The following is a 19,666-nucleotide window of genomic DNA, read 5'->3' as shown; positions in this document are numbered from 1 at the left end:
TGGCGGTTCGGATGCGGTCGTGTCGGGTGGGTGGGTCGGCCACGTAGTCGTGCTGCCCGCTCGCGGTACCGGTGCACCGGGTGGCTCCGTCCACCGTTCCTCCTTGGGGGAGGGTGCGGCCCCGGCCGGGGGCGGGGGCCGCACCGGCTCAGACCGCCGAGGCGGTGTTGGGCAGGTGTTCGAGCGGGGAGTGCCACACGGGCGCGTGCGGGTGCGGTTCCCGGTGCCGCGACCGGGCGACCCGGATCACCGGGCCGACGGCCGCGCCGTAGACCGCACGGGACTCCAGGTCCGGGCCCAGGCAGTGGACGTCGGCCCCGTGCTCGGCCGCCCACCGCTTGAGCGCGGGAACGTCGGGCAGCTCGCGCAGGTCGCACACCCTGCGTCGGTGTTTCATCGCGCCACCGTCCTCTGGTGGGGCACGCACACCCGGTCGATGGGCGAGGCCGCGATGGCGGTGTCGAGCAGGTCGACGGCGCTGGCCAGGTCGCCGGTGGCGAGCGCGTGGTGCACTGCCTGGCGGACGGCGTCGGCGCGGACGCGCTCCAGCCGTTCCCGGTCGGCGCGGCCGGTGTCGGTCGCGGCCGGGAGGGTGAGCGCGTCGTGGATCACGGCGAGCAGGTCTGCTGTCTGGGTGTCGATCATGCCGCACCCCGCAGGGCGAGCAGGTCGCGCACGGCCAGGGTGAGCGGGGCGAGGTCCCCGCCGGGCCAGGTCACGTAGGGGCGGGGGCGGGACGCGCGGCGCGGGCGCGGGTTCGGATCATCGTCGCGGCGCGGTGGCGCACACGGTCCAGGTCGTCGGGGCGCAGGTAGCGCAAAGCGCACCTCCTGGTCAGAGTGCCGCTGGATGAGGGCGGCTTGGATGAATGCCTCTCCATGATGAACTTAGGAATCTAAACTTTGCAAGTTTATCGCGAGATTCCGATCCCAGGATTCCGAAAGATGCCCTATTGAGAAGTTCGCCATACGATCAGCACGACCACCCCCACGGGAGAGACACGATGACCAGGAAATACAGCCCTACCGTCCGCCGACGCCGTCTGTCCGCCGTGCTCCGTCACCTCCGACACGAACGGGGGAAGACCCTGGAGGAGGTCACCGCCGCCCTGGAGTGGTCACGCGGTCGCCTCGCCCACATGGAGGGAAACAAGTGGACGCGCCCGGACCTGGGCAACATCCGCCAGCTCCTCGACTACTTCGAGATCAAGGACGACGCCACCCGCGAAGCGATCCTGGAACTGGCTCGGCAGTCCCGCACGAAGGCTGGTGGGCGAAGTTCAAGGACGTGTTCGGCGGTTCCCCGTTCGTGGGCTTCGAGTCTGAGGCCTCCGTCATCTCGACCTACCAGCCCATCGTCATCCCTGGCCTGCTCCAGACGGAGGCCTACGCCGCCGCTTCCGCTCGCGCCGCCCTCGCGCGTCCGGCTGAGGAGGTCGACCGCATCGTCGAAGCGCGCATGGCTCGTCAGGAGGTGCTGCACGGTGAGCAGCCGCCGACGGTCTGGGCTGTGATCGACGAGTCCACGCTTCACCGGCTCCCCGTGGCGGGTGGTGTTGCCAAGGGGCAGCTCCGCCACCTGATCGCCCAGGCCGAGGACTCCGACAACGACATCACTATCCAGGTGCTCCCGTTCTCCGCCGGTCTGCACCCGGGCCTGTCCGGGCCGTTCGTGCTGCTCGACTTCCCAGACGAGATGGACGCTCCGCTGGTCTATCTGGAGGCCCGTACCGAAGGCCTGTTTCTGGAGGAGGAGGCTGAGGTGGCGGAGTACCGCCACGTGTTCGACCACCTCCAGGTGACGGCCAGATCGCAGCTTGAGTCCATCCGCATGATGAAGAAGATGATCGCCGACCTCTAGGAAGACCTGCTATGCATTCATCCACCACCGGTCTCCGGTTCCGCAAGTCCAGCTACAGCAGCACCGCGCAGGAGTGCGTCGAGGTCGCCGACCTGCCCGAGGGTGCCGCTGTGCGCGACACCCAGCACAGGGAGCGGGGGCACATTGCGTTCGCCAGCTCCTCCGAGTGGCAGGCGTTCCTGGCCGCTGCACGTCGAGACGAGGCGTAGCGCACAGCAAGGAGGCCCCGACCGCGACGGTCGGGGCCTCCCTTGCATTCATCCGAGCCCCACTCTACCCCGGGGCAGCGACAGCGGGAAGAGAGCACATCCTCAGCCACAGGGACCTGATCTCGATTCCAGAACTACGACATCTCGCCCCGCGGAACGCGCGAATATGGGCTCCACGGCGCGAACGGCGCCCGACCGCAGAGGTGGCCGATGGACATACGAGACCTCAACCCGAACGAGCTCCTGCTCAGCGACGCGGATGACTACAGGACCTTCGACTACCCCATGTGCCAAGAGGTGCAGCGCCGGGTCGGTTTCACCCTCGACTTCGACGACGCTGCCGTCAGGCTCTACCGGGCCTACGAGGAACTGACAGAAGAGCTCGGTGCGGTGATGGTCAAGCAGGCGATGGACACGACCGCGCACCCGAACATCGTCGAAGTGAAGCCGGAGCACCGGGACCGCATCATCGATCGGTGCGTCCGCTGGCAAGAAGACCCGCAGACCTGAGGTGAATCGCGGCCCGTGTGCTCGTGCTCGCCCCACAGCTCCACCGCGGATCAAAGGCCCTGCTTCCCAGTGGAAGCAGGGCCTTCGTCGTGCCGTACAGCAGCGAAATACAGCAACGGGGTCGGTCGCTCCGTAGGCGTCCCGTGGGCTTTCGTTCCTTCGGTGGCTGCCCCCGTGCCCCCGGCGGACGGGAGGGCCCCGTCCCAGGCTGGGACGAGGCCCGTCGCGTGCTCGGGTCCAGGACGTCATTCCCTGCGGCGGGCGGTCTCCGGACCGGAGCCCCGAGTGTCACCGGCGAAGTGGCTATCCCCTGCGGCGGGGCGGCCGGGCACGGTTCCAGGGTAGTGCCCAGGGGCCGCGGATCGGCTGCGGGCCGTGCTTGCAGGGGTGCCGCACCATAATCTTTACACTGGCAACTTTCCACCGTATAGTTAAGCGCGTGACAGACGGATACCATCACGGAAACCTACGCGCCGCCGTCCTGAAGCGTGCGGCGGAAGTCATCGAGGAGGAGGGCCCCCACTCCTTCAGCCTGCGGTCCCTCGCGGCCGACCTCGGCGTCAGCCACACCGCGCCCCGGCACCACTTCGGTTCCCGGGAAGGGGTGCTCAACGCGATCGCGACGGAGGGGTTCCTGATCCTCGCCGAACGGCTGCGCGACAACCGCGAGGCGGGCGGCGACTTCCTGGAGACGGGGGTGGAGTACGTGCGTTTCGCCGTCGACCACCCCGCGCACTTCCAGGTGATGTTCACGCCCACGCTGCTCAACGCGCGGGACCCTGAGTTGGCGGCGGCGCGAACGGCGGCGTTCGACGAACTCGTCACCGGCGCGGACACCGTCGCCGAGGCCGCTGGCGACGAGCCCGCCGCCGTGGTCGGCGGCTGGTCGATCGTGCACGGTATCGCGACGCTCGCTCTGACGGGCAACCTCGACTCCTCCGGGGTGCGGTCCCTGTTCGGTGACGCCGACCTGATCGACATCACCCGGCGAAGCGCGGGCCTGCTCTTCGCCTCCCCTTCCCCCCGGGAGTAGCCATGTCCGCGTTCAGCCTCGTCTCCTCCGGGGTCATCCTCCTCACCGTCGTCGGCATCGTCTACGGGGGTACCTTCCTGCTGCGGGTGGTCAACGGCGGTGTTCCGGCCAACGAGCTCCAGCGCTCCTACTTCCGCGCGGGCCACGCCCACGCGGGCGTCTGGTGATGCTCGGGCTCGTGGTGCGGCTGCTGCTCAACGAGCCCGCCGTGCCCGACTGGAGCCGCCTGATGGGCGACCTGGTGCTCGTGGCCGCGATCCTCATGCCGATCGGCTTCTTCCTGTCGGTCCTGGGCCGCGACCCGAGCGCGCCCAACCGGATGCGCGTGTTCCTCTGGCTGGGCGCGGGGAGCCTGGCCTTGGGACTGGTCGGCGCGGCGGTCGGCCTCATCGTGGGCGGTCTCGCGTCCTGAAGCGTGTGCCGCGGCCGCCGCCCGTCGCGCAGGAGGGCAGGTGTCCACGGCACACGCCCTGGGGGCCGCCCTCGGCTCGCCCCCCGGCGTGCGCGAGCCGCACGGAGGCGTTTCGGGCGCTCGGGGGTCAACGACCGCGCAGAGTGAGCGGACGTGGCGGTACCCAGGTCACGTCGCCGGAAAACGGGTCCAAGAACTCTGTCGCGCAGTGGCGGTCCGGCACCATGGTGGTGTTACGGACCGAGAATTCTGGGTGGATTTTTCGATTTTGCGCCTGTCCGAAACGGAGGTCCATGGCGGTCTTCGTGGGTTCCCGATGGAACCCGATACCGGCGGTGGTCGTGACGGAACGTGTTTCCGGGGGCTGCCGTGGCGGAAGTGGGCGCGCGGGTCGGGGGAGGTCGTAGGGAGCTTCCCCGGCCCTTGTCGGACGCGCCGCCGCAGGTGCCCGCGCCACCCTTCCAGGGAGTCGTGGGCGGCAACCGGAGAATCCGTTTGCCGGAGAACTCCTCCAACTCTCGGGCCGCTCGTTTCAATTTTAATGAATCGAGGCCCAGTCTTCGCTGGTCAATGGGTATCCGGTGTCTCTCTGTTCACAAAGCAAACCGCTCTGAGCTGCAAAGACACGGAGAGTATCGACAATTTCCCTGCAGGTGCCGCAACCTTTGGTGTCCTCTTCGCCACAGGAATGGCAATGAACCTTCACGGGACTTGTGCGTGCTCGGTGAGATACGCCATCTTGGTCGGTGGGATGGGCTGGAGACCACAGGAAAGGTAGTTGCCATGACCACGCATGCGCGGACCTCTCACAGCAGTGGGTGGAGCTGGCAGTAACCAGCCCGGTGCGCGGGTTCCTCGGAACCCCGGTGGAGGGGCCCGGACCGGGCCCCTTCACCGCCGGAGCCGGGGTCCGGGCGCGTGGAGAGTCGGCGTGGCGGCTTTGACCCCCGCTGTCTCCGGGTAGGTGAGTGGAGATGACCCCGGCCCCGGGCGGGGCCGGACCGAGCCGACGCCGAAGGGCCGCGATCCCCGTGTCCGACTCCTCGCACCACACCGGCGGCTACCAGTACCCGGAGGACCCCGAACCCGCCGGAGGGTACGGACCACCGGCCCCGGAACCCCCCGACGAGCCGCCTCGCACCACGGTGGAACCCCTGGAGGAGGTCGAGGAGGCCGCCGAGGGCCCGATCGCGGCCGAGCGCTTCCGCCGCACCTCCCCGGCCCGGCGCATGATGATCCCCGCACAACGCAGTGGCGGACACTGGCGGCTGCTGTCCGGAACGGTCGGGTACGTCATGGTGGTCGGCGGAATGGCCGACTATGTCGATCCGCAGACGCGCGCGCTGGGGCACCTGGCCTTCTGGGCGCTCATCGCGCTGGCCATGTTCGTGAGCCTCAGCCGTGAACGCCGCCACGGCTGGGATCCCGCGCCGCGCTGGCCCTGGTTGGCCGGGGCGCTCGGTGGGGCGATCGCCGTCGAGGTCCTGGTCCTGGCGGTCGGATCGCCCGCCATCATCGTCGGATCGCTGGTCGTGCTGGGGCTGGCCCTGTTCGTCCTGATGCTCGTCGGCTGACCTCAGGTCGCCTCGTCGTCGAAGGGTGGGCGCTTGCCGTTGAGCCGCGCCGCGGGCCTGCGCTCGGGCTCGTCGTCGTCCTCCCAGAAGTGCTTCTGGACGAAACGCTTCGGGTTGAGGTCCTGGACGTCGAAGTCCTTGAACTCGGGCCCCAGCCCGTCCTTGATGTCGGCCGTGGCGGAGTTGGCCATGGTTCGGAGCTGGCGGAGCAGGCGACCCAGCTGCTGCGCCATCTTGGGCAGCTGGTCGGGACCGAAGATCAGCACCGCGAGCAGGAGGAGGACGACGAACTCTCCTCCGCTGATGTTGAACATGCGCGATCCTCGCCCTTCGTGATCCGACCGGCTTCAAGCAGGTTAACCGGTATCCATGCCCATGGGTAACCGTGCCCGGATGACGCCGAGGTGTCCGAAGACCGACCGGCCCCCCGCTCACGCGGGAGCGGGGGGCCGGTGAAGACGGGTGGCGATCAGATCGCGCGAACGTCAGACGCCTGCGGGCCCTTGGGGCCCTGGATGATCTCGAACTCGACCTTCTGGTCTTCTTCCAGGTTCCGGAAGCCGCTGCCCGCGATCGCCGAGTAGTGGACGAACACGTCGGGCTCGCCGTTGCCCACGGCGATGAACCCGAAACCCTTCTCAGAGTTGAACCACTTCACGGTGCCCTGAGCCATGTGCTCTCCCTTGGGGACTACTTCGGGGCCGCACCCTGCTGGCCCCGGGTCGCCGGGCGCCGCACCGACGAGTCATCCCCGACGAGCGCCCACGTGCAGTTCCGCGAGGCGCCTCGGGCATCCATGGAAACAACAACAGCAACCAGTTGCTGACAGTACCAGGGCGAGTGCTCGCTGCCGAGAGTTTTCCGCAAGGAATCCACGATTCCGTTGTGTCCTCTTTCGGCTACTCCAGACTATTGATTTCCACCGCCGCCGGTACTAAGGCGGGCATGGCGGACACCTGCCCCGCTGCGCGACGCCCCAGCACGACTCTCACCGCGTCCTCTCCAGTCGACGACCGCCCCGGGCGGGCCCCCGCCGCGCCACCTTGCGGAGCAGGCACAGCGGGGACACTCCTTCCTCGGCCCTGCGGCAGCCGCACCGGGTGCGCCCGGCCGTCGCCGCCGGCGCGTATCCTCACCCCGTGACGGGCGGCATCCACCACACACGCCCTCAAGGACACGGACCCCGCCGGGGCGAATCGCCTCCCGCTCCTGTTCAGGAGCCCCCGTCGCCGTAGATCCACACGTCGAACCACAGCCGTTCACGCCAGGTCGCCTCGTCGAACGGGTGGGCCGACAGCACCGGGTACAGATACGCGAAGTGCGCGATGATCAGCAGCATCACCACGCCGAAGACGATTCCGCCCAGGGCCCGGCCGTAGGGGGCGAATCGCGGACTGCCCTCGCCGGCGCCCATGGCCAGGCCGAGCATCAGCACGATGCCCAGCACCAGGAACGGCAGGATCGGCAGGGCGTAGAAGAGGAACATCGGGCGGTCCGGGTAGGCGAACCACGGCAGCCAGCCCGCCGCGACCGCCAGTAGCACCGCACCGGCCCGCCAGTCGCGGAAGGTCGCCCACCAGCCGATCATCACCACGAGCGCGATGATGCTGGTCCACCAGATCACCGGCGTGCCGATGGACACGATCGAGGTGACGCAGTCGCCGGTGCCGCAGTCGACCGCCTCGCCGTTGTAGTGGAACATCACCGGCGTGCGCATGATCAGCCACTCCCACGGCGCCGAGATGTAGGAGTGGTCGCTGGTGAGGTTGCTGTGGAAGTTCATCATGCGGACGTGGTAGTCCGCCAGGCTCCACAGTGCCTCCACCGGCGTGCTCAGTGGAGCGGGCAGCCACTCGGGCAGCACGCCGACGGCGCGGTCGCGGTTGTAGCCGCCGCTGGTGAACAGCCACCCGGACCACGAGGCGAGGTACACCACCGCGGCCACGACGACCGTCTGGACGAACGCCGGAACGGCGTCGATACCCAACCAGCGCCAGAACGGCCGCTGCTGGCCCACGCCGCGCCGGGCCCCGTAGTCCCAGGCGACGGTGAGCAGTCCGAACGCCGCCACGAAGAACAGGGCGGACCACTTCGTCCCGACCGCGAGACCGAAACACAGGCCGGCGGCCAGTCGCCACCAGCGCGCGCCCAGCCACCCCACCCGGGCCAGATCGGCTCCGGACTCCGCCAGGCGGGCCAGCCGCTCCCGGGTGGCGTCGCGGTCGATCACCAGGCACGCGAACCCCGCCAGCAGCCAGAGGGTGAGGAAGATGTCCACCATGGCGATGCGGCTCAACGTGAAGTGCAGCCCGTCCAGGGCCAGGATGAGGCCCGCCGCGCAGCCCAGCAGCGCCGACCTGGTCATCCGCGTCGCCACGCGCGCCAGGATGAGGACGGAGAGCACACCGGCCACCGCGGAGGCCACCCGCCAGCCCTCCGGCGTCATCGACGTCCCGAACGGCAGCAGCGACCACGACCAGTCGCCGAGCGCGATCATCCACTTGCCGACCGGAGGGTGCACGATGAAGTCACCGGCGCCGGTGAAGATGTCCCGCTGCCCCTGGGCCAGCAGGTCGTCGGCGCGCTCGACCGTCTCGTGCTCGTAGCCGAAGTTCCAGAGCCCGTAGGCGTCCTTGGCGTAGTAGGTCTCGTCGAAGTAGATCCGCGCGGGCTCACCGAGGTTGAAGAACCTCAGGGCGCCGGCGAACAGGGCGACGAGGACGGCGCCCGCCCAGGCGAGCCACCGGGGTTCGGGGCGGCCGTTCGGGGGACGGGGCAGATCGAGGTACTGGTGGGGTGGGTGCGCTGATGCGGGAGGCGGTGCCTCGGAGGAAGGTGCGGTGGTGGTCATCTCGGCTCGTAGGTTGGGGTTCGGAGATGGGTCCGTGCGGACCGCGAAACCTTTTCGGTCGGCGTGACAGGCCAACCGTAGCGTGACAGGACGGGGATCACAGTGCTTGAGGGTCTGGCTGGAACACGGCGCGTCGGGACGCTGACGCTCGCCGGGTTGCCCATCGGGAACCTGGAGGACGCGCCTCCCCGGCTCATCCGCGCGCTGGAGGGAGCGCGGGTGATCGCGGCCGAGGACACGCGCAGGCTGCGTCAGTTCGCGGCGCGCGCGGGCGTGCGGTTGGGCGGCGCCGAGGGCGCCCGGGTCGTGTCCTACTACGACGCCAACGAGAGCCGCAGAACCGACGAACTGCTCGCCGACCTGCGGTCCGGCACCGACGTTCTGGTGGTCACCGACGCGGGGATGCCCGGTGTGTCGGACCCGGGCTACCGCCTGACCGCGGCCTGCGCTGAGGAGGATATTCCGGTCACCTCCATCCCTGGTCCCTCTGCCGTCACGACCGCGCTCGTGGTCTCCGGCCTGCCCACCGACCGATTCTGCTTCGAGGGATTTCCGCCGCGCAAGGGGTTGACGGGGTATCTCGCCGACCTCGCGGACGAACGGCGCACCATGGTCTTCTTCGAGAGCCCGCACCGGATCGCCGCGACGTTGGAGGCGATGGCCCGGACCTTCGGCGCCGACCGCCGCGCCGCCGTGTGCCGTGAGCTGACCAAGACCTACGAGCAGGTGCGCCGCGGCGGACTCGGGGAGCTGGCCGACTGGGCCGCCGAGGGCGTGCGCGGGGAGATCTCCGTGGTCGTGGCGGGCGCGCGCCCGGACGGTGGTTCGACGGACCCGGGCGACCTGGTCGCCGCGGTCGCTGCCCTGGAGGAGGAGGGCGTGCGCCGCAAGGAGGCGATCACCCGGGTGGCGAAGGAGGCAGGGGTGCCCAAGCGCGAGGTGTACGACCTGGTCCACGGTGTGGGGCAGGGTCAGGGGCATGCGTAGCGAACTCGCCCCAGCCGACCTTCGTGGACACCGAGGCCGGAACGGTCCCCGGATCGGGCCGCGCGCGGGGTCGCCCGAACGGCCTCCCGAAGCCCCGAACGCGCTCCCCTCCCCCCGAACACGGCGGGGCCCCGGGCGCGTGCCGCGACACGGTTCCCGAGGCCCCTCGCGTTCGGGAGACGATCCCCGTCGCGTGGCCTACACGACCGCGCCGTCGTCCATCTCGCGGGCGCTGGCGGCGTTGCGCTGCTTGGCCTTGCGCTCCTTGAGCACGTGCGGGGCGGGCGTGCTGTCCCACTTCTGGAAGAAGATCGCCAGCGGCACCGCCACGAACACCGTGGAGAACACGCCGGTGATCAGACCGACCAGCATCGCGATCGAGAAGTCCTGGAGCGACGACCCGCCGAGGAAGGTGAGGAAGCCCAGGATGATGAGTGCCCCGACGGAGGTGTTGACCGTCCTCGGCACCGTGTTGAGCACCGCGCGGTTGGCGATCTCCGGGAAGGGCGACTTCTCGTCCCGCGCCCACTCGTCGCGGACGCGGTCGAACACCACGACCGTGTCGTTGACGGTGAAGCCGATGACGCTCAGGATCGCGGCGAGGAAGACGCCGTCGATCGGCTTGCCCAGCCAGATGAACAGTCCGATCACCAGCGTGATGTTGAACGCCAGCGACAGCATCGTCGACAGGCCGAACGACCAGCGGAACCGCCATGCGAGGTAGATCAGCTGCAGGGCGAGCGCCGCGCCCAGGGCGATGAGCGCCCGGTTGCGCAGCTCGTCGCCCATGCTGGGGCCGATCAGCTCGTCACTGACCAGTTCCACCCCGCCTGTGGCGTCGTCCAGGGCGTCCTGCACGGACGCCGCGTCGGAGTCGGAGATCTCGCCGGTGCGCACGGAGAGGTCACCGTCACCGGACTCCTGCACGACCGCGGTGTCCGAGCCCGGGAAGCCGAGCCCGGCGACGACCTCGCGGGCGGCGTCCACGCTCAGCTCCTGGTCGCCGGTGATCTCGTACTCCAGGACCCGGCCGCCGGTGAACTCCACGCCCAGGTTGGCCTCCCGCACGAACGGCGCGGCGACCGAGGTCGCGACGATGAGCCCGGCCACCACCAGGGCGATCCGGCGGTACCTCATCACGTCGGGGTTCTTGGTGGTCAGCCAGGTGCGCACCGAGCCGATCCGGTTGAGACCGGAGATCGCGGGGTGCTTGCGGACGACCGCGCGGCGGACCGCCCACTCGACCAGCACACGCGCGATGACCAGCGCGGAGACCATCGAGGCGATGGTGCCGATGCTCAGGGTCACACCGAACCCCTGGACGGTGCCGGAGGCGAAGAAGAACAGCAGGGCCGCGGCGATCAACGTGGTGATGTTGGTGTCGAGCACCGCGCTCCACGCCTTGCGTCCGCCCTCGACGAAGGCCTTCTCCAGGCTCGGCGGGATGGCCCGGCGGCGACGGCGGCGGGCCGCCGCGCCCTTGGTGTCCTCCTCGTCGTCCTCCCGCATGCCGGAGGCCCGGTTGGCGTCGTAGACCTGCTGCTGGCGCTGGAACTCCTCGCGCGCGCGTTCGAAGATGAGCACGTTGGCGTCGATGGCCATACCGATCGCCAGGACGAAACCAGCCAGACCGGGCAGTGTGAGCGTCGCCCCGATCGCGACCAGGGCCCCGTAGGCGATCAGCGTGTAGAAAGCCAGGGCCACGGAGGCCAGCAGACCGACGAGGCGGTAGACCAGCGTGATGTACAGCGCGGTGAACGCGATGCCGAGGAGGGCGGCGATGGCGCTCGCCTCGATCGCCGCGGCGCCGAGGGTCGGGCCGACCGTCTGGCGCTGGACCTCGGTGACGGGGAGCGGCAGCGAACCGCCCTCGATCAGCACGGCGAGCTCGTTCGCGGTCTCGCTGGTGAACTCGGTGTTGGTGATGGTGGTGACGCCCTCGCGGCTCCCCGCGTCGCAGATGTAGCTGTTGTTGAGCTCCGGGGCGGAGATGATCTCGTTGTCGAGGACGATCGCGACGCGGCGGCGCGGGTCGCCCATGTCGTTGCAGGCGGCCTCGGCGGTGAGTTGCTCCCACTCGTCGCGGCCCTCGCCGCGGAAGTTGACGTCCACGACCCACGAGGCGCCGGTGGCGCTGTCGAGGCGGGCGGTGGCGCCGGCGATGTGGTCGCCCTGGATGGCGGCCTCGCCGAGCTGGAGGTAGGTGCCGGTGGAGTCCGGGAGCGTCATGACGACGTCGTTGGGGTCCTCCGCGGGCAGGCCCTGACCGGCGGCGGGGTCGCCGCCCATGCCGCCGAGGAGCTCCTCCACCTCCTCCTGGGTCATCCCGGATTCGCCCTCGGTGGACTCGTCCTCGGTGGACTCCTCACCCGTGCCGTCCTCGGCGTCGGCCGGGGCGCGCGCCTCGTCCGCGGTGTCCGGCGGGGCGTTGGCGGAGTCGCCCGGGGGCTGGATGCCCTGACCGCCCTGGCCGGTGCCGAGGACGGGGTGGATGGTCAGCTGCGCGGTCTGGCCGATGATCTCGGCGGCCTCGGCCGGGTCCTGGACGCCGGGCAGTTCGACGATGATGCGGTTCTCACCGGAACGCGACATGTTCGCCTCGGCCACGCCGAGGCTGTCGATGCGCTGGCGCAGCACCTCGATGACCAGGTCCGTGTTCTCGGAGCTGGCGGGGGTGCCGTCCGGGCCGTCCTGGGTCTCCAGGACGATCTGCGTGCCGCCGCTGAGGTCGAGCCCCAGGCGCGGCGGGATGAACCACGCCGCACCGAACGCGACGAGGATGACGAGGAGGGAGATGAGCGCGCGAATCCAGCGCCCTCCGGCTCCCGATTGACTGGACAAGGGGTGGAACCTCTCACTGCGGGTGGGTGGATCGCCGGGCGCGACCGGTGTGCCCCGGGCGCGGTCCGACGGGGGTCAGACGGAGGTGGGCGCGGTGAGAGGGGGCGCCCGCGTCGTGGCAGCTCCCCGCTGGTGACCGGCTCGGGCAGCGAATCGGGGTGCGGGCGGGGCAGCGGCCACCACGGCTGTTCCCACGCCGCCAACCGGAGCGCGCAGCTGGGCACCGCGTCGGGCAGGTCGCGCGGCGTGGTGCGCTGCTCGCAGGTGACCGGGGCGGCCACGGCGGCGAGCACGGGGCGCTCGCCGGGTCTGGCGTGTTCCCGGGGGCTCTCGTCGGTCGGCGCGTCGGCGCGCTCCGCGCCGGTCGTGCGCCGGGCGCCGGCGTCCTTGCCGGGGTCGAGCGTCTGCTCGGCGCGACCAGGCCGTGCCTGGCGAGTTCGGGCTCGCCGGGAGCGGCGGCGCTGGAGGTCAGGGGGAGCGACAGCACCACCATCAGCACCATTCCGGTGATCAGGATGGTGGTGTGGGCAGGGCGGGGTAGCGCACGGGTAACCGTGGTGACCACCGCCTCGAACGAGAAGGACCGGGTTGCCTGTGGAGCCGCCGGGCGCCCCGGTCGCGATCGGCGGCGTTGTGCAGAGCATACGGGCACGGTCGTACCCGGGGGAATCGTCCCATGGAGACCTGTGGACGACCACCCGCGCACTTCAGGCGGGGCCCGGGATCCGGAGCGGTCCGGTTCACGTGGACCCTGTGCCGGAGGGCGCGGCCGTACCCCGGCGGCTTTAGTCTTGAGGCATGTCGTCCAATCGCCACATCCTGACCGCGGTCGCCTGGCCCTACGCCAACGGACCGCGCCACATCGGTCACGTGTCCGGCTTCGGGGTCCCCTCCGACGTCTTCTCCCGCTTCCAGCGAATGTCGGGCAACCACGTGCTGATGGTCAGCGGCACCGACGAACACGGCACCCCGATCCAGGTGCTGGCCGACCAGGAGGGCGTCAGCGCCCGGGAGCTGGCCGACCGCTACAACCGGATCATCGCCGAGGATTTGGTCGCCCTCGGTCTGTCCTACGACCTGTTCACCCGTACCTCCACCGGCAACCACTACTCCGTCGCCCAGCGGCTGTTCACCACACTGTACGAGAACGGCTACGTCTTCACGCACACCACCAAGGGCGCGATCTCACCGTCCACGGGCCGCACGCTGCCCGACCGCTACATCGAGGGCACCTGCCCGATCTGCGGCTACGACGCGCCCGCGGCGACCAGTGCGACCACTGCGGCAACCAGCTCGACCCGGTGGACCTCATCGGACCGCGCTCGCGGATCAACGGCGAGACGCCCGAGTTCGTGGACACCGAGCACTTCATGCTCGACCTGCCCGCCTTCGCCGACATCCTCACCACGTGGCTCAAGGGCAAGGAGGGCGACTGGCGTCCCAACGTCCTCAAGTTCTCCCTGAACCTCGTCGAGGACCTCCAGCCGCGCGCGGTCACCCGCGACCTCAACTGGGGTGTGCCCATCCCGTTGGAGGGGTGGTCCGACAACGCCAACAAGCGCCTGTACGTGTGGTTCGACGCGGTCATCGGCTACCTGTCCGCCTCGATCGAGTGGGCTCGCCGGATCGGCGAGCCGGACGCGTGGCGCCGCTGGTGGCAGAGTGACGACGCCCGGTCCTACTACTTCATGGGCAAGGACAACATCGTCTTCCACTCGGTGATCTGGCCCGCGATCCTGCTCGGCGCCAGCGGCGAGGGCGACCGCGGCGGCGACGCGGGCGAGCTGGGCGGGTTCAACCTGCCCACCGAGGTCGTCTCCAGCGAGTTCCTCACCATGGAGGGACGCAAGTTCTCCTCCTCGCGCCGCGTCGTGATCTACGTGCGCGACTTCCTGGAGCGCTACTCCGCCGACGCCCTGCGGTACTACATCATGGCGGCCGGCCCCGAGACCCAGGACACCGACTTCACCTGGGCCGAGTTCGTACGGCGCAACAACGACGAGCTGGTCGCGGCCTGGGGCAACCTGGTCAACCGGTCGATCTCCATGGCCGCCAAGAACATCGGCCGCATCCCCGAGGCGGGCGAGCTCACCGACGAGGACCGGCGCGTGCTGGCCGACTCGCGGGCGGCGTTCGCCGCGGTCGGGGCCAGGCTGGAGCGGTCCCAGTTCAAGGCGGCGCTCCAGGAGGCGATGCGCACCGTCGCCGAGGCGAACAAGTACATCTCCGACCAGGCCCCGTGGGCGCTGAAGAAGACCGACCCGGAGCGGATGGCCACCGTCCTGCACGTGGCCCTCCAGCTGGTCCAGGACGCGAACACGCTGCTCACACCGTTCCTGCCCGAGTCCGCCAACAAGGTGTACGCGATGCTCGGCGGCACCGGCGCCTGGTCGGGCATGCCGCGCCTGGAGACCGGCCACGACACCATCGGCGGCTCCGAGGAGTCCGTGGACTATCCGGTCATCACCGGGGACTACGCCGACGACGAGGCGCGTTGGGAGTCCCGGCCGATCGCGGCGGGCACCCCGCTCAGCCGGCCGGAGCCGCTGTTCGCCAAGCTCGACCCGTCCGTGGTGGACGAGGAGCTGGCCCGCCTGGAGGGCGGATCCGATGGCTAGGCGCAGCGGGAAGGCGGTCAGGGAGCGCAACGGCCAGACGCCGCCGCCCGTGCCCGAGCCCCTGCGCGTCCCGGTGGCCGACAGCCACACCCACATGGACATGCAGACGCCCGGGGTCGAGGAGATCATCGCGACGGCCGCGAGCGTCGGCGTCACCCCGCTGATCCAGGTGGGCGTGGACCTGTCGTCCTCGCGCTGGGCCGCCGAGACCGCCGCCGCGCACCCGGGCGGGGTGTGGGCGGCCGTGGCGCTGCACCCCAACGAGGCGCCGCGCGTCGTGCACGGCGACGGGGCCGAGGGCGTGGAGGTCGACGACACCGACTGGGCGGGCAAGGCCCGGCCGGGCGGCGGCTACGAGAGCTTGGCGCAGCAGCTGGCCGGGATCGACGAGCTGGCGGCCCTGCCGCACGTGGTGGCGGTCGGCGAGACGGGGATGGACACCTTCCGGACCGGCCCGGAGGGGGCTCGTGCGCAGGAGGAGTCCTTCCGGCGTCACATCGACATCGCCAAGCGGCACGGCAAGGCGGTGATGATCCACGACCGCGAGGCGCACGACGACGTCCTGCGGATCCTGGCGGAGGAGGGCGCGCCCGAACAGGTGGTCTTCCACTGCTTCTCCGGCGATGCCGACATGGCCAAGGTCTGCGCCGAGCAGGGCTACTACATGAGTTTCGCGGGCAACGTGACCTTCGCCAGCGCCGAGGCGCTGCGCGAGGCCGCCCGCGTCGCCCCGCCGGAGTTGGTGCTCGTGGAGACCGACGCGCCGTTCCTGACGCCCAAACCCTACCGGGGGCGGCCCAACGCCCCCTACCTGATCCCGCACACGCTGCGGTCGCTGGCCGAGACCAAGGGCATGGACGAGGACGAACTCGCCACCGCCGTCGCCGACAACGCCCGGCGCGCCTTCGGCATCTGAGCACCCCAGGTGACGCCCGGCTCCCCCGAAGGGAGGGGCCGGGCGTCCCTCGTGTGCGTCGCGACCGTCAGGACATGTGACCGCGTTTGCGCCGCCGCGCGTCCCTGGCCACCTTGTCGTTGGCCTTCCAGCGCCGTTTCTCCTCCTCGCGCAGGCGGTGGTCGGCCCGGGACCGGTTCCGCTCGGCTTCGCGCCGGAGCCGGTTCCACCGCTCCAGCCGCCGGGCGTCCAGGTCGCCCTCGTCGACGGCGGCGACGACCGCGCAGCCCGGTTCGGGGCCGTGCGAGCAGTCCGCGAACCGGCACCGCTCGGCGAACTCCTGGATGTCGTCGAAGGTCCGGTCGACGCCGTCCGCGTCACCGGGGACGTCGATCCGGCGGACTCCGGGGATGTCCAGGACCATCGCGCCTCCGGGCAGCGTGAGGAGCTGGCGGCGGGTGGTCGTGTGTCGTCCGCGCTTGTCGCCGCGGATTTCGCCGGTGTCCATCAGCGTGCGTCCGGCGACCGCGTTGACCAGGCTGGACTTCCCGGCGCCGGACGTGCCGAGAAGTACCCACGTGCTGCCGGGCAGCAGTAGCCGGGCCAGTTCGTCCAGGCCGTCCCCGGTGTGGGCGCTGACGGTGTGCACGTCCGCGCCGCCCGCGACCGACTCGACCAGCTCGACCACCTCCGGGAGGCGGTCTCCGGCGAGGTCGGCCTTGGTGACGGCGACGACGGGGGTCGCCCCGCTTGCCCACGCCAGGGTCAGGAAGCGTTCCAGACGGCCCACGTTGGGCCCCTGGTCCGCCGCCTCGCAGATGAGGACGGCGTCGACGTTGGCGGCCAGGACCTGGTCGTGGGAGTCGGTGGCCACGCCCTGACGGACGAGGGCCGAGGAACGCTCCAGGACGGCCTCGACCAGCCAGGTGTCGCCGGAGCGCCGGACGGCCACCCAGTCGCCGCTGGTCGGGGCGCTCGCGGGGTCGGTCCGGGCGGAACGGCGCACGGCGGGGGCGTGCTCGGCGGTCTCGGCTTCGGGCAGCAGCACTTCGGCGCCGCCTCGGCGCGCCGCGGACACGCGGGCGGGCAGGAGTACGTGTTCGCTGGTCAGGGCGACGGCGTCAAAGGCCGCCTCGACACGGGAGGACCAGCGTACGGGGTGAGGGGATGCGACGCAGGGGCGTCGGAATCGTGAGTGCTCACGTCGGGCTCTCTGTGACGGCGAGCCGGAAGGAGTCTGCGTCCTCAGGGCTCGCGGACGATCGGGGAGGTGGGCTGGGGGGTGAACGTGCGATCAGCCATGGTGTGGTCCTCTCCGTCGCCGGACGGCCCGCCGCACCGTGCGCGGGCCCCGTGATTCTAGGCGTGACCTGGCCTCGGGCGCCAGCGGTTTTCCGGCGGGCCCGGCTGCTCCGCCGCCTCGGCGTCGGCGCGCGAGGGGGACCGGTGCGGTCGACCCCCTCACGTGGGTGCACGGGTTGGCCGCCTCATTCCGCGTCCTGCGCCGACCGGCCCTCGGTCTGCGGCGCGAAGCGGACGGTGAACGGAATGAACAGCAGGGCGAAGGTCGCGTGGACCACGTGGGAGCCGGACGGGTTCCAGCCCCGGATGCCCTCGGCGGCTCCGTCGGTCCGCCGCCACCGGAAGTTACGGGGCGCCGACGGGACCCGTGTGTGCGGTGTGACGTGCGTCACGTGTTCGCCGAGGGTGTGCCGGACGGCGCCGGGAGGACTGGCGGAGCCGGGAGACGGCCGTGGGCCACGCGGCCGGCGTCTACCGGTCCACGGTCCGCATCCCCTGGAAGGCGATGCGGCACAGGGAGTCCGCCAGCTCCGCGGCGTCCAGGCCGCGGTCGGGCTTGTACCACTCGACGATCGAGTTGACCATGCCGAACAGCAGGCGGGAGGCGACCGCGGGGTCGACGTCGTCGCGGATCTCACCGGCGGCGATGCCCTCGCGCACGAGGTCGGCGACCAGGTGGTCGAACTCGCGGCGGCGGACCAGCGCGTGCTTCTCCACCTCGGTGTTGCCCCGGACCCGCAGCAGCAGCGTGACGTGCGGCAACTGCTCCACCAGGACGCGGACACTGCCGTGGAGGACGTGCTCCAGACGGTCGATCGCCGGGCCGGCCGTGGACGCCTCCTCGCGGGTGACGGCGAAGAGCGCGTCCAACGCCAGGTCCAGGGACCGGCGCAGCAGCTCGGTCTTGCCGCTGACGTGGTGGTAGATGGCGGACTTGGTCACGCCGAGCGCGCGGGCCAGGTCCTCCATGCTCGTGCCGTCGTACCCGCGTTCGTTGAACACGCGTGCGGCCACGCGCAGGACGGAGTCGGCGTCGTGGCCGGGGCGGCCGGAGCGGCGCCGGGCGGACTCACCGCGCGCGGGAGCTGGTTCGACTGGGGAAGTTCGGGACACGTTTGTCGAATCTACCTCCTGCCGGATCCCCGCGTGCTGGGGGTGGCGCCTGCCCGGGGCCCGGGTCGGCGGGTGCGGTCGGGGCCGCTGGTCGAACGGTCGGTGGCTTGTTCAGCGTAGACGACCGTTCGTTCGGGAACCGTCGAGCGCGGCGGTGGCCGGATCGTCGCGGAACGTAGCTTTCGTGGCGCCCGTGGACCACGCGGCGGGCGCGTGCCGCCCGATCGCGGGTCGTCCGTTTCCGGGCACTTCACAGCGTCGGACGGGATGGGGGAGAATGCGGTCAGAGCCCCCCGAGACCGCAGGGAGACCGGGTATGTTCCGGATCGCCATCAGCCGCCTCGCCGACGACGGGTGGCGCATCGTCCCGGAACGGCGGGAGACCGCCATGACCGTCGACGAAGCGCTCCGCGCGGTGGAGAAGTACCTGCCCACGGTTGACACGAGCGAGATCGACGGAGGCGTCGTGCAACGGTCGGTGAACCGGGTCAACGACTTCCGCCGCGACGTCTCCACCGCCGACGGTGGCCGCTACCGCGTGGTCATCGCCCCCATGATGTGAGCCCGACAGGGGGCGGGCCCCGCCGTGGCGCGCGGGAGCCGGCCTCCCCTCGGCCCCGAGAGGAACCCCGTGGCCCCCCACCCCCCGTCGTCCTCGTACCACGCCCGGCTGTGGTTGATCCCCGTCTTCGTCTCCGCCGCTCTGGCCGTGCTCGTCCTGGCCGGGGTCACGGTGTGGGTCCTGTGGCCGGGAAGGGGCGAGACCGTCGTTCTCAGGGTCGGCGGACCCGGAGCCGCCGCCGCGCCCGAGGACGTGGACGGCGTCGCCGAGATCGTGGAACGACGGGTCGTGGCCATGGGAGCGGGTGAGCCGCGGGTGACCACGGGGGAGGGGACCGTCTCCGTGGAACTGCCCCGCGGCGCGGACCGCGACCAGGCGGAGGTCCTCCTGGAACGACGCGGGCTCCTGTCGGTCCATCCGGTGGTGGGAGCGACCGGGGAGACCGACCCGGTGCACCCCGGTGAGGCCGTGCTGACCCTGCCCGATCCGCAGGGGAACGGCGACCTCCTCCTCGGTCCGGCACTGATGGACGACGACGGCTTCGAGTCCGCCGAGGCCGGGCACGACCCGTCGAGCGGCCGGTGGAACGTGCACGTCGGCTTCACCGCGCAGGGCGCCGACGCCTGGTCCCGGGCGACCGGTGAGGCGGCGTGTCATCCCCTGGGCGCGGCCGAGCGCCGCATCGCGGTGGTCGTCGACGACGAGGCGGTCTCCGCGCCGGAGGTCGGCTCCGACGTCGCCTGCCAGGTCGGCTTGGGCGGCGGGATCGCGGTGATCGAGGGCGGTTTCACCGAGGAGGAGGCACGCGTCCTGGCGAGCCTTCTACGAGGGGAACCCCTGCCCCTGGAGGTCACCGTCGTGGAGTGACCGGGGGTGCGGCGCCGCGTCGCGGTCCGCGC

At 70.9% G+C, this 19,666-nt stretch carries 20 protein-coding genes and 3 pseudogenes; 13 read left to right on the top strand and 10 right to left on the bottom strand.

Features of this window, described 5'->3' with window-relative positions; translation table 11 throughout:
• Positions 1-148 precede the first annotated feature (148 nt).
• From BJF83_RS15110 to BJF83_RS15100, 3 genes are all read right to left on the bottom strand, one after another.
• Complete coding sequence (locus tag BJF83_RS15110; RefSeq protein WP_075926794.1) at positions 149-397, bottom strand: hypothetical protein; 249 nt, start codon at positions 395-397, stop codon at positions 149-151.
• Entirely contained in the window at positions 394-645 is a 252-nt protein-coding gene (locus BJF83_RS15105; RefSeq protein ID WP_075926793.1) for a hypothetical protein, read from the bottom strand. The genes BJF83_RS15110 and BJF83_RS15105 overlap by 4 nt, the downstream gene beginning before the upstream one ends.
• A 70-nt stretch (positions 646-715) precedes the next feature.
• On the bottom strand, positions 716-880 hold the full coding sequence (locus BJF83_RS15100) for a hypothetical protein (protein WP_262391566.1): 165 nt from the start codon (positions 878-880) through the stop codon (positions 716-718).
• Between BJF83_RS15100 and BJF83_RS30575 the strand changes: the two are divergent.
• The 8 genes and pseudogenes from BJF83_RS30575 to BJF83_RS15070 all read left to right on the top strand — a co-directional run.
• Positions 869-1,168, top strand: a pseudogene (locus BJF83_RS30575) (helix-turn-helix domain-containing protein); the annotation flags it as partial. The gene BJF83_RS15100 and the pseudogene BJF83_RS30575 overlap by 12 nt on opposite strands.
• Before the next feature lie 119 nt (positions 1,169-1,287).
• Positions 1,288-1,860 (top strand): DUF5753 domain-containing protein, encoded by a 573-nt coding sequence (locus BJF83_RS15095; protein ID WP_316042286.1) that lies wholly within the window; start codon positions 1,288-1,290, stop codon positions 1,858-1,860.
• A gap of 11 nt (positions 1,861-1,871) precedes the next feature.
• Positions 1,872-2,069 carry a DUF397 domain-containing protein gene (locus tag BJF83_RS15090; protein WP_075926792.1) on the top strand — a complete coding sequence of 66 codons (198 nt, stop codon included), beginning with the start codon at positions 1,872-1,874 and terminating at the stop codon, positions 2,067-2,069.
• A gap of 210 nt (positions 2,070-2,279) precedes the next feature.
• A complete protein-coding gene (locus BJF83_RS15085) occupies positions 2,280-2,579 on the top strand; it encodes a hypothetical protein (RefSeq protein ID WP_075926791.1) in 300 nt (99 codons plus the stop codon).
• A gap of 439 nt (positions 2,580-3,018) precedes the next feature.
• Positions 3,019-3,612: a TetR/AcrR family transcriptional regulator gene (locus tag BJF83_RS15080; protein WP_075926790.1), complete on the top strand. Its 594-nt coding sequence runs from the start codon at positions 3,019-3,021 to the stop codon at positions 3,610-3,612.
• 2 nt (positions 3,613-3,614) lie between these two features.
• Positions 3,615-3,779: a hypothetical protein gene (locus tag BJF83_RS29280; RefSeq protein ID WP_262391565.1), complete on the top strand. Its 165-nt coding sequence runs from the start codon at positions 3,615-3,617 to the stop codon at positions 3,777-3,779.
• Positions 3,779-4,024: a hypothetical protein gene (locus tag BJF83_RS29275; RefSeq protein WP_262391564.1), complete on the top strand. Its 246-nt coding sequence runs from the start codon at positions 3,779-3,781 to the stop codon at positions 4,022-4,024. Before BJF83_RS29280 ends, BJF83_RS29275 begins: the two co-directional genes overlap by 1 nt.
• A gap of 974 nt (positions 4,025-4,998) precedes the next feature.
• A complete protein-coding gene (locus BJF83_RS15070; RefSeq protein WP_262391563.1) occupies positions 4,999-5,598 on the top strand; it encodes a hypothetical protein in 600 nt (199 codons plus the stop codon).
• A 2-nt stretch (positions 5,599-5,600) separates the two neighbouring features.
• Here BJF83_RS15070 and BJF83_RS15065 read toward each other — a convergent pair whose 3' ends face one another.
• The 3 genes from BJF83_RS15065 to BJF83_RS15055 all read right to left on the bottom strand — a co-directional run bounded on the left by BJF83_RS15065 (position 5,601) and on the right by BJF83_RS15055 (position 8,449).
• Positions 5,601-5,912 (bottom strand): sec-independent translocase, encoded by a 312-nt coding sequence (locus BJF83_RS15065; RefSeq protein WP_075926788.1) that lies wholly within the window; start codon positions 5,910-5,912, stop codon positions 5,601-5,603.
• Between the two features lie 155 nt (positions 5,913-6,067).
• Positions 6,068-6,271: a cold-shock protein gene (locus BJF83_RS15060; protein WP_075926787.1), complete on the bottom strand. Its 204-nt coding sequence runs from the start codon at positions 6,269-6,271 to the stop codon at positions 6,068-6,070.
• Between the two features lie 540 nt (positions 6,272-6,811).
• Entirely contained in the window at positions 6,812-8,449 is a 1,638-nt protein-coding gene (locus BJF83_RS15055) for a dolichyl-phosphate-mannose--protein mannosyltransferase (RefSeq protein ID WP_075926786.1), read from the bottom strand.
• 102 nt (positions 8,450-8,551) lie between these two features.
• Between BJF83_RS15055 and rsmI the strand changes: the two genes are divergently transcribed.
• Complete coding sequence (rsmI, locus tag BJF83_RS15050) at positions 8,552-9,436, top strand: 16S rRNA (cytidine(1402)-2'-O)-methyltransferase (RefSeq protein WP_075926785.1); 885 nt, start codon at positions 8,552-8,554, stop codon at positions 9,434-9,436.
• A gap of 198 nt (positions 9,437-9,634) precedes the next feature.
• Here the strand turns inward: rsmI and secD (BJF83_RS15045) are convergent, their stop codons facing one another.
• On the bottom strand, positions 9,635-12,277 hold the full coding sequence (gene secD / locus BJF83_RS15045; RefSeq protein WP_075926784.1) for a protein translocase subunit SecD: 2,643 nt from the start codon (positions 12,275-12,277) through the stop codon (positions 9,635-9,637).
• 798 nt (positions 12,278-13,075) lie between these two features.
• On the opposite strand from secD (BJF83_RS15045), the pseudogene metG reads away from it, so the two are divergent.
• Together metG and BJF83_RS15030 are read left to right on the top strand one after the other, a co-directional pair.
• A pseudogene (gene metG / locus BJF83_RS15035) lies at positions 13,076-14,895 on the top strand (methionine--tRNA ligase).
• Positions 14,888-15,811, top strand: coding sequence for a TatD family hydrolase (locus tag BJF83_RS15030; protein ID WP_075926783.1), 924 nt, complete (start codon positions 14,888-14,890; stop codon positions 15,809-15,811). Before metG ends, BJF83_RS15030 begins: the two are co-directional and overlap by 8 nt.
• 67 nt (positions 15,812-15,878) lie before the next feature.
• On the opposite strand, the pseudogene rsgA reads toward BJF83_RS15030, so the two are convergent.
• The 3 genes and pseudogenes from rsgA to BJF83_RS15015 all read right to left on the bottom strand — a co-directional run bounded on the left by rsgA (position 15,879) and on the right by BJF83_RS15015 (position 18,106).
• A pseudogene (gene rsgA, locus BJF83_RS15025) lies at positions 15,879-16,993 on the bottom strand (ribosome small subunit-dependent GTPase A).
• Between the two features lie 284 nt (positions 16,994-17,277).
• Positions 17,278-17,484, bottom strand: a complete 207-nt coding sequence (locus BJF83_RS15020) for a hypothetical protein (RefSeq protein ID WP_075926781.1) — start codon at positions 17,482-17,484, stop codon at positions 17,278-17,280.
• 79 nt (positions 17,485-17,563) lie between these two features.
• Complete coding sequence (locus tag BJF83_RS15015) at positions 17,564-18,106, bottom strand: TetR/AcrR family transcriptional regulator (protein ID WP_075926809.1); 543 nt, start codon at positions 18,104-18,106, stop codon at positions 17,564-17,566.
• 415 nt (positions 18,107-18,521) lie between these two features.
• Here BJF83_RS15015 and BJF83_RS15010 point away from each other — a divergent pair, with 415 nt between their 5' ends.
• Positions 18,522-18,767 carry a hypothetical protein gene (locus tag BJF83_RS15010; protein WP_075926780.1) on the top strand — a complete coding sequence of 82 codons (246 nt, stop codon included), beginning with the start codon at positions 18,522-18,524 and terminating at the stop codon, positions 18,765-18,767.
• A gap of 69 nt (positions 18,768-18,836) precedes the next feature.
• Positions 18,837-19,634: a preprotein translocase subunit SecD gene (gene secD / locus BJF83_RS15005; protein ID WP_075926779.1), complete on the top strand. Its 798-nt coding sequence runs from the start codon at positions 18,837-18,839 to the stop codon at positions 19,632-19,634.
• The last annotated feature ends 32 nt before the right edge of the window (positions 19,635-19,666 follow it).

Source organism: Nocardiopsis sp. CNR-923 (genome assembly GCF_001942255.1).
In the GTDB taxonomy this organism is placed as follows: domain Bacteria; phylum Actinomycetota; class Actinomycetes; order Streptosporangiales; family Streptosporangiaceae; genus Nocardiopsis.
This window is presented reverse-complemented; position numbering and strand designations above follow the sequence as displayed.